Consider the following 4,181-nt stretch of genomic DNA (forward strand, 5'->3'; position numbering starts at 1 on the left):
GCCGACCAGGAACTGGAAGAAGTAGTGGTCGTAGGTGCCCGCGGTGGTGCCGCCGAGGAACAGCACCGACAGCTTCGTCGCGAGGTAGGCCACCGCCAGCCCCAGCGTGTAGAGCGGGACGATGGTGACGGTGGCCGCGATCATCCTGGTGGTCACCAGGTAGGGGAGCGGCCGGATCGCGATCGACTCGAGCGCGTCGATCTCCTCGGAGATCCGCATCGAACCGAGCTGCGCGGTGAACCGGCACCCGGACTGGATGGCGAAGGCGAGCGTGGCCAGGATCGGCGCGATCTCGCGGGTGGTGGCGAAGCCGGAGATCGCGCCGGTCAGCGGACCCATGGTCAGCAGGTTCAGCGCCGTATAGGACTCCATGCCGACGGTGATGCCGCCGAACGCGCACAACACGATGACGACACCGACGGTGCCACCACCCACGATCAGCGAGCCGTTACCCCAGCCGACATCGGCGACCAGGCGCGCGACCTCTTTGCGGTAGTGGCGCACCGTGAACGGGATGGCGAACAACGCCTGGAAGAAGACGATGGCCTGGTGCCCGATGCGCTGATTCGCCACGTACGGGATCTTGGCCGCCGCGCCGAGGGCACGGACCGGACGCATGGCGGGTGGGATGTACTCGGCGGCCACCTCACACCACCTTCGCGGGGAACAGCGTGTTGTAGAGCTGGGTGACGATGATGTTGGCGGCGAACAACATCAGCGCCGAGGTGACGACCGCCGAGTTGACCGCGTTCGCGACGCCGCCGGGTCCACCCTTGGTGTGCAGCCCGATATCACAGGCGATGATCGCGGAGAGCACGCCGAAGATCGCCGCCTTCACCAGCGCAACGAGCAGGTCGTTGGCGACCGCGAAGGACGCGAACGAGCTGATGAACGACCCCGGAGTGCCGTCCTGGGCGTAGACGTTGAACAGGTAGGCCGTGGCGAAGCCGACGAACACGATGAACCCGCACAGCAACATGCTGACCAGAACCGCCGCGGCCAGTCGCGGGGCGACCAGCCTGCGCACGGGATCGACACCCATCACCTTCATGGCGTCGATCTCCTCGCGGATGGTGCGCGAGCCCAAATCGGCGCAGATGGCCGAGCCGACCGCACCCGCGATCATCAGCGAGGTGACCAGCGGCGCGCCCTGGCGGATGATCCCGAGCCCTGCCACCGCGCCGATGAAGGTGGTGGCGCCGACCTGGTTGACCAGCGCGCCGACCTGGATGGACACGACCACCGCGACCGGGATCGCGACGAACACTGTCGGCACGGCGGAGACATTGGCCATGAAGGCGCACTGGCGGATGAACTCCTGGAACGGGAATCGCCGCTGCACCAGGGACAGGAACAGCTGGGCGATCGCGGCCCGGCCGAGCAGCACCTGCCTGCCCAGGGTCTCGACGGACTGCTGGGGATGCCGCTGCCACAGGCCGGAGACACTGTCGGCGATCCGGCCTACCTCGGACGGTTCGGTGGCCGGTCCCGGCGGCGCGGAACCCGCCGGTGGATGCTTGGTGGAGGTCACGCTGCACCGGTCCTTTCTTGCTGCGCGGGGGATTTCGCGGCCGCTCAGAGCGTGGTCAGCCAGCGTTCGAGGAGAATGACGAAGCCGGCGGCCGCGGCGATGCCGACGGCGACGACGCACAGCAGCGCGACCCACATGCCCACGCGGAGAACAGGATTCACCCGCGTCCGGCCGCCCAGAATCTTGACGACGGTCACCACGATGTCGATGACCCAGACCAGTGCCATCATCAGGTCATCGTCACATTCGCGAAGGTGAGCACCGGCCAGCACACGATCGACCCGAGGAACGAGATGACCAGGTCGACGCCGTAGAGATTGCGCAGGTGAGCGGTGTGGGTGAGGGTCCAGACGACTCCGACGAGTCCGTACGGGATGCCGATGATGATCAGGGTGCCGAGGAACTCGGAGACCTTCATCTCGTAGCTGAGTAGCCTGTCCAGCCGTCGCAACATGGGGTACCGGTGTTCCTTCCGATGATGTTTCCGAACATTCTGTCGTTGGCTCGGTGTTCGGCGGGTCGATCTCCCAGTGAATGCGCTGCAAGTCTGGATAGTTCGCGGATCACCGCGTTGATCGACATCGCTAAGTTACTACGGATTCTCTCTGGTGTGAGCAAAATCGCGCGAGTAACGTCCTGCGGTGTTCGGCGAGGGTCTCGGCGGTGGCCGCATCGGCGCCCGGCTGTGTTGCCCGGCGCCGATGCGGCGTGCGCATCGCGCCCCGACCGACCGGCATGATGCGGAATTGACGGCAACATGCGGCGCCGAACTTGGTCTACCGTGCATTTAGTAGTGGAATCTGCGATGAAATCTGGCGGAATCATGATTAACTTAGTGTGTTGAGCCGCCGAGGGTCGGTGGTTGTGCAGGAGGATCATGATGTCCGCGGTCATCGTCGATGTTGTCCGTACGCCGTCGGGGCGGGGTAAAGCAGGCGGAGGGTTGTCGTCGGTGCATCCGGCCACCCTGCTGGCGGGCGTGCTGGCCGATCTGGTCGAGCGCACCGGGATCGACCCGGCGCTGGTCGACGATGTGATCGGCGGGTGCGTCACCCAGAGCGGGGAGCAGTCGAGCAACATCACCCGCACGGCCGTGCTGGCGGCGGGTTTCCCCGAGTCGGTGCCCGCCACTACGGTCGACCGGCAGTGCGGCTCGAGTCAGCAGGCCGTGCACTTCGCCGCGCAGGGTGTGCTCGCCGGCGCCTACGACGTGGCGATCGCCTGCGGTGTCGAGTCGATGAGCCGGGCGCCGATGTTCTCCAACGCCCAGGGCAAGGACGCGCTGCGCGGCCCGCTCGCGGCGCGGTACCCGGCCGGTCTGATCGGCCAGGGCATCGCCGCCGAAATCCTCGCCGCCCGATGGAAATTGGATCGCACGACCCTCGACGAGTTCGCGGCGCGCTCGCACCGGCTGGCAGCGGCCACCGCGGCGGCCGGTGGTTTCGACGCCGAGCTGATCGCCGCCGGTGAACTCGACGCGGACGAGACGATCCGGCCGGGTACCACCGTCGAGGGATTGGCGAACCTGCGTCCCGCCTTCACCGATCCCGCCTTCCTGGAACGGTTTCCGGAGATCAGCTGGTCGGTGACCGCCGGAAACTCCTCGCCGCTGACCGACGGCGCGTCGGCGGCGCTGATCATGAGCGAGCGCATGGCGGCGAAGCTGGGGCTGACCCCGCGCGCCCGATTCCACTCGTTCGCCGTCGCGGGCGACGACCCGACGCTCATGCTGACCGCGGTCGTCCCGGCGACCCGCAAAGCGCTGGAACGGGTCTCGCTGACGGTCGACGACATCGACACCTTCGAGGTGAACGAGGCGTTCGCGCCCGTGCCGCTGGTCTGGCAGCACGAACTCGGTGCCGATCCGGACCGGGTGAACCCGCGCGGCGGCGCGATCGCCCTCGGTCACCCGCTGGGTGGATCGGGCACCCGCCTGCTCGCCACGATGGTCAACCACCTCGAACAGACCGGCGGCCGCTACGGGCTGCAGATCATGTGCGAGGCGGGGGGCATGGCCAACGCGACGATCATCGAACGGCTGTGACGTCCGAGCGGACGTGTCAGGAGAGGAATACCGGATGACCACGGCAGCGAAGCCTGGAGAACCCGACTACGACGACCCGACCAGCGAGATGTATGTGGCCGAGGAACCCGGCCACGTCACGCGGCCGGAGGCGACGGTCCATCCGCCGCTGACGCTCGAGCAGGTACGCATCCACATCCCCGACCATCACCGCTCGCCGCGCAAACGGCCCGCGCACATCGCCGACGCGCTCGACTTCTGGGCATTCGCAGGCGCCGCGGCGAATGTCGCGATGCAGTTCGCGCACCGCGGGGTTGCGGCGGGGGTGATGGAGAGCAAGGTCGAATCGGGTGCGCTGATGGTGCATCCGTGGAAGCGGTTGCGTACCACCGCGTCCTATCTGGCGGTCGCGGTGCTCGGCTCCGAGGAGGAGAAGCGGGCGATGCGCGAAGCGGTGAACGTCGCCCATCGGCAGGTCAGATCGGGCCCGAATTCGAAGGTGAAGTACAACGCCTTCGATCGCAACCTGCAGCTGTATGTGGCGGCGGCGATCTACATAGGCTACGAGGACACCCATCAGCTGCTGTGCGGCAAGATGACTCCGGAGGAGCTCGAGCACTTCTATCC

Annotated in this window: 6 protein-coding genes; 2 read left to right on the plus strand and 4 right to left on the minus strand. The window is 67.0% G+C overall.

The window, feature by feature from the left end; all coding sequences use genetic code 11:
* The 4 genes from ACFWPJ_RS26200 to ACFWPJ_RS26215 form a co-directional block, all read right to left on the minus strand.
* Positions 1-618: ABC transporter permease (locus tag ACFWPJ_RS26200; protein WP_378855144.1), on the minus strand; the 618-nt coding region annotated here is incomplete at its 3' end.
* A gap of 28 nt (positions 619-646) precedes the next feature.
* The gene (locus tag ACFWPJ_RS26205; protein WP_378855136.1) at positions 647-1,531 is read right to left on the minus strand and encodes an MlaE family ABC transporter permease; all 885 of its coding nucleotides are present in this window, start codon (positions 1,529-1,531) and stop codon (positions 647-649) included.
* Positions 1,532-1,575: 44 nt separating this feature from the next.
* Positions 1,576-1,761 carry a hypothetical protein gene (locus ACFWPJ_RS26210; protein WP_378855138.1) on the minus strand — a complete coding sequence of 62 codons (186 nt, stop codon included), beginning with the start codon at positions 1,759-1,761 and terminating at the stop codon, positions 1,576-1,578.
* Positions 1,761-1,985, minus strand: coding sequence for a hypothetical protein (locus ACFWPJ_RS26215; RefSeq protein WP_378855140.1), 225 nt, complete (start codon positions 1,983-1,985; stop codon positions 1,761-1,763). The genes ACFWPJ_RS26210 and ACFWPJ_RS26215 overlap by 1 nt, the downstream gene beginning before the upstream one ends.
* Positions 1,986-2,408: 423 nt before the next feature.
* On the opposite strand from ACFWPJ_RS26215, the gene ACFWPJ_RS26220 reads away from it, so the two are divergent.
* On the plus strand, positions 2,409-3,575 hold the full coding sequence (locus tag ACFWPJ_RS26220) for a thiolase family protein (protein WP_378855142.1): 1,167 nt from the start codon (positions 2,409-2,411) through the stop codon (positions 3,573-3,575).
* Positions 3,576-3,663: 88 nt separating this feature from the next.
* Positions 3,664-4,181, plus strand: a 518-nt coding sequence (locus ACFWPJ_RS26225; protein ID WP_378855146.1) for an oxygenase MpaB family protein, incomplete at its 3' end; no start/stop codon positions are given.

It is taken from the genome of Nocardia sp. NPDC058497 (genome assembly GCF_042720195.1).
GTDB lineage: Bacteria > Actinomycetota > Actinomycetes > Mycobacteriales > Mycobacteriaceae > Nocardia.

What these genes read in the sequence shown, in the direction of transcription:
- ACFWPJ_RS26210 (WP_378855138.1), bottom strand. Translation starts at nt 1,761, where the DNA reads ATGATGGCACTGGTCTGGGTCATCGACATCGTGGTGACCGTCGTCAAG.
- ACFWPJ_RS26215 (WP_378855140.1), bottom strand. Translation starts at nt 1,985, where the DNA reads ATGTTGCGACGGCTGGACAGGCTACTCAGCTACGAGATGAAGGTCTCC.
- ACFWPJ_RS26220 (WP_378855142.1), top strand. Translation starts at nt 2,409, where the DNA reads ATGATGTCCGCGGTCATCGTCGATGTTGTCCGTACGCCGTCGGGGCGG.